At 73.8% G+C, this 3,768-nt stretch carries 5 protein-coding genes; all 5 read left to right on the plus strand.

Annotation, left to right across the window (positions count from 1 at the left end; genetic code table 11):
- A partial coding sequence (locus VF468_21295; protein ID HEX5880828.1) for a trypsin-like peptidase domain-containing protein occupies nt 1-739 on the plus strand: 739 nt, incomplete at its 5' end.
- A 142-nt stretch (nt 740-881) separates the two neighbouring features.
- Nucleotides 882-1,559, plus strand: a complete 678-nt coding sequence (locus VF468_21300) for an ABC transporter ATP-binding protein (protein ID HEX5880829.1) — start codon at nt 882-884, stop codon at nt 1,557-1,559.
- Between the two features lie 31 nt (nt 1,560-1,590).
- Complete coding sequence (locus VF468_21305) at nt 1,591-2,145, plus strand: hypothetical protein (protein ID HEX5880830.1); 555 nt, start codon at nt 1,591-1,593, stop codon at nt 2,143-2,145.
- Nucleotides 2,142-3,332, plus strand: a complete 1,191-nt coding sequence (locus tag VF468_21310) for a peptidoglycan-binding protein (protein ID HEX5880831.1) — start codon at nt 2,142-2,144, stop codon at nt 3,330-3,332. Before VF468_21305 ends, VF468_21310 begins: the two co-directional genes overlap by 4 nt.
- On the plus strand, nt 3,329-3,768 hold a 440-nt coding region (locus VF468_21315; protein ID HEX5880832.1), incomplete at its 3' end, for an ABC transporter permease. The genes VF468_21310 and VF468_21315, both read left to right, overlap by 4 nt.

Consider the following 3,768-nt stretch of genomic DNA (forward strand, 5'->3'; position numbering starts at 1 on the left):
AACCCTCCAGAGCGGCGAGCGGGTGGACGCCGAGCTCGTCGGCTCGGACGCCACCGACGACCTGGCCGTGGTCCGGGTTGCCAAGACCGGGCTGCAGGCCGCCACCGTGGGCCGTTCGGCCAGCTTGGCAGTGGGTCAGCGGGTGATCGCGGTCGGCAGCTCTTTCGGCCTGGAGGGCTCGGTCACTGAGGGCATCGTCTCCGCCCTGCATCGGGTGGTCCTGACCGGCGGTCCAGGCCAGGACAGCAGCGACCTGATCGACGCCATCCAGACCGACGCCGCCATCAACCCTGGCAACTCAGGTGGGGCGCTGGCCGACGACCGCGGCCGGGTGATCGGGATCACCACCGCGATCGAGTCCAGCAGCGGCGCCAACGCCGGGGTCGGGTTCGCGGTCCCCATCGACCGGGCCGTCGAGGTCGCCGACCAGCTCATCGCCGGCCGCCAGGTCACCGTCTCCTACCTCGGGGTCACCGGCGGGGCCGAAGGCGACGACGGCGGCAGCCAGGGCGCCCGCATCCAGCAGGTCAGCCCTGACGGTCCAGCCGCCGACGCTGGACTGCGATCCGGCGACCTCGTCACCCGGGTGGGCGACCGCACCGTGCGGAGCTGGGAGGACCTGGTCCTGGCGATTCGCCAGCTGGAGGCGGGCAGCACGGCCAAGGTCCGAGTGCGGCGCGGCAGCGCCGAGCAGACCCTGCAGGTGACGGTGGGCAGCCGCCCGGTGGACAGCCGATGAGCCCGCCCCCAGCGCCAGCGGACCAGCCGGGTTCTCAGGGAACTCCCAGCCGGTGGACAGGCTCTTCCAAGGTCGGCCCGCGAGAGTGCCGGATCAGTCAGCGGCAACCAAGCCTGGAGGAGGCACGCCCGTGACCACGCCCATGCCTGACCCGGTGATCCGCACCCGCGCACTGGCCCGGACCTACTTGCGTGGCGCGATCGCCGTGCCGGTGTTGGAGGCGGTCGACTTGGAGCTGGCCGAGGGCGAGTGGTTGGCCGTCCTGGGCCCGTCGGGGTCGGGCAAGTCGACCCTGCTGAACATTCTCGGGTTGCTGGACCGGCCCGACGCCGGGGTCTACGAGCTGGCCGGGGAGGACGTATCCGATCTGGGCGACACCAGGCGGGCCGAGCTGCGCAACCGGCGGATCGGGTTTGTGTTCCAGAGCTTCAACCTGCTGCCCCGGACCAGTGCGCTGGAGAACGTGGCCGCGCCGCTGCTGTACCGGGGGATCCGCCGGGGCGACCGGCTGGCCCGGGCCCGCGAGGCCCTGGAGCGGGTTGGGCTGGCCGACCGGATGGACTACGACCCGGGCCAGCTCTCCGGCGGGCAGCTCCAGCGGGTGGCGGTCGCCCGGGCCCTGGTTGGCGAGCCGGCGCTGCTGCTGGCCGACGAGCCGACCGGCAACCTCGACAGCCGTTCCGGGGCCGAGGTGCTGGAGCTATTCACCGCCCTGCACCAGGCCGGCACCACCGTCCTGATGATCACCCATGACCCGACCGTGGCCGCTCGGGCCCAGCGGCGCCTGGTGCTGGACGCCGGCCGCCTGGCCGCCGCATGACCACCCACCCTCGACCGAGAGGAGCAGCGCGTTGCAGCAGAACCCGATGAATCCCGCCGACACCAAGGTGCCGGTCTACGACCGCGGGACGGGCCGGTCCCCGTGGCGGGACCGGCTGGTGGCCGGCGTGCTGTGCCTGGTCGTCGGCGGCGCCGGCGGCTTCGCCCTGGGGCGGGCGACCGCCTCGTCGGGGCCGGCGACGCTGGCCGAGGCGTTCCAGATGGCCCAGGAGGGCGAGCTTCCCCAGGGCGACATGCAAGGCCCAGGTGGCGGCCAGGGCTTCCCGGGCGGTCCGGGCGGTCAAGGCCCGGGCGGTCAGGGCCCGGGCGGTCAGGGAGGGACTAGCGGGCCGTCGGTGCAGGGCGACATCACCAGCACCGACGGCGACGTGCTCACCATCTCGACCCAGGCGGGTGAGCTGAAGGTCCAGCTCAGCGGCTCGACCGAGATCCGCCGGGCGGTCGCCGGCAAGGCCAGCGACCTGGCCGTCGGCGACACCGTCTCGGTCCGCCTCGACCCGGCCGCCTCCAACAGCAGCAACGGCACGGTCACGGCCAGCAGCGTCACCGAGGAGCCGGCCCAGTGAGCCGGCGCCGACCCGGCCGGCGCCGCTGGCTGGCCGCCGGCGCGGTGGTCCTGGTGGTCGCCGCCGGGGCGTTGGCGTGGGTCGTGGCCGGCGGGGACGACACCTCGGCCGCCCAGCCGCTGGCCACGACCACGGCCAGGCGGGCGACCCTGACCCAGACCGTCGACGCCTCCTTCACCCTGGCCAAGGACGGCACCAGCACCCTGGCCAGCCCGGCCGCGGGCACGGTAACCAGCCTGGCCGTCACCGACGGCAAAGCCGTCAAGGCCCTGACCAGGCTGGCCGGGATCAACGGCAAGGCCGTCTACGGGATCCCCTCCAGCTACCCGCTGTACCGGGACCTGGCCGAGGGCGACGAGGGCCCGGACGTGACCGCCCTGCAGAAGGCCCTGGCGGCGGCGGGCTACGACCCCGGCGAGGCCGACGGCGACTTCGGCGACGGCACCGCCGATGCCCTGGCCGACTGGCAGGCCGACAAGGGTCTCGACGAGACCGGCGCCCTCACGCTGGCCTCGTTCGTCTCCTACAAGCCGGGCGCGGTCGTCGACGAGGTCGCGGTCGCGGTCGGCGACCGGGTCCAGGCCGGGGGCAAGCTGGCCACCCTGGCCCCGACCAGCAGCCTGGTCGCCAGCGCCGAGGTGAGCCAGCTGGACGTGGCCCAGCTTAAGGTCGGCCAGCAGGTGACGCTTACCTTCGACGCCCTCGACGGCGCCGAGACCAGCGGCACCGTCGACGAGATCGCTGACACCCCGGCGTCCTCGACCGCCGAGGCCGGGACCAGCATGGTAGTGCAGTACCCGGTGACCCTGCGGATCGGCAAGCTGCCCGGCGGCACCCGGACCGGCATGACCGGCCAGGCGAGCGTGGTCACGGCCAGCCGCCGCAATGTCGTGGTGGTGCCGTCGTCGGCCGTCGGCGGCACTAGCGGCAACCCGAGCGTGCAGGTCGTGGAGGACGGGACCACGGTCACCCGCCAGGTCGTGGTCGGGTTGGTCACCACCCAGGGCAGCGAGATCCTCACCGGCCTGGAGGCCGGCGAGCAGGTCGTGACCGGCGTCACCGCCTCCGACACCGGCGCCACCGGCCAGAACCAGCAGGGCGGCGGCTTCCCCGGTGGCGGTTTCCCCGGCGGGGGCTTCCCCGGCGGCGGCGGACCCGGCGGCGGAGGCGGGGGTGGCGCTCCATGACCTTGGAGGCGATCCGCCTGGCCGTGGGGCGGCTCCGGGCCAACGCCCTGCGCTCCCTGCTGACCGTCATCGGGCTGGTCATTGGGGTCGGCTCGGTGGTCACCCTGGTCGCGGTCGGCAACGGCTCGGCCGCCGAGGTCAACGACCAGTTCAGCCGCCTCGGTAGCAACACCATGACCGTGATGGGCGGGCGCGGCTTCGGCGGCGGGGTCCAAGGTGCGGCCGGGTCCAGCGAGAGCCTGACTCTGGCCGACGCCGACGCCATCGAGCAGCTCGACTCGGTCCGGGCCGTCGCCCCGGTGGTCCAGACCCAGCTGACCATCACCAACGGGGCGACCAGCGTCCAGGCGACCGTGAAGGGCACCACCACCGCCATCCAGGGCGTCGACAACCTCCAGCTCAACGGCGGCGCGTTCTTCTCCGGGTTCGCCGAGGA

It is taken from the genome of Actinomycetota bacterium, assembly GCA_036280995.1.
GTDB lineage: Bacteria > Actinomycetota > CALGFH01 > CALGFH01 > CALGFH01 > CALGFH01.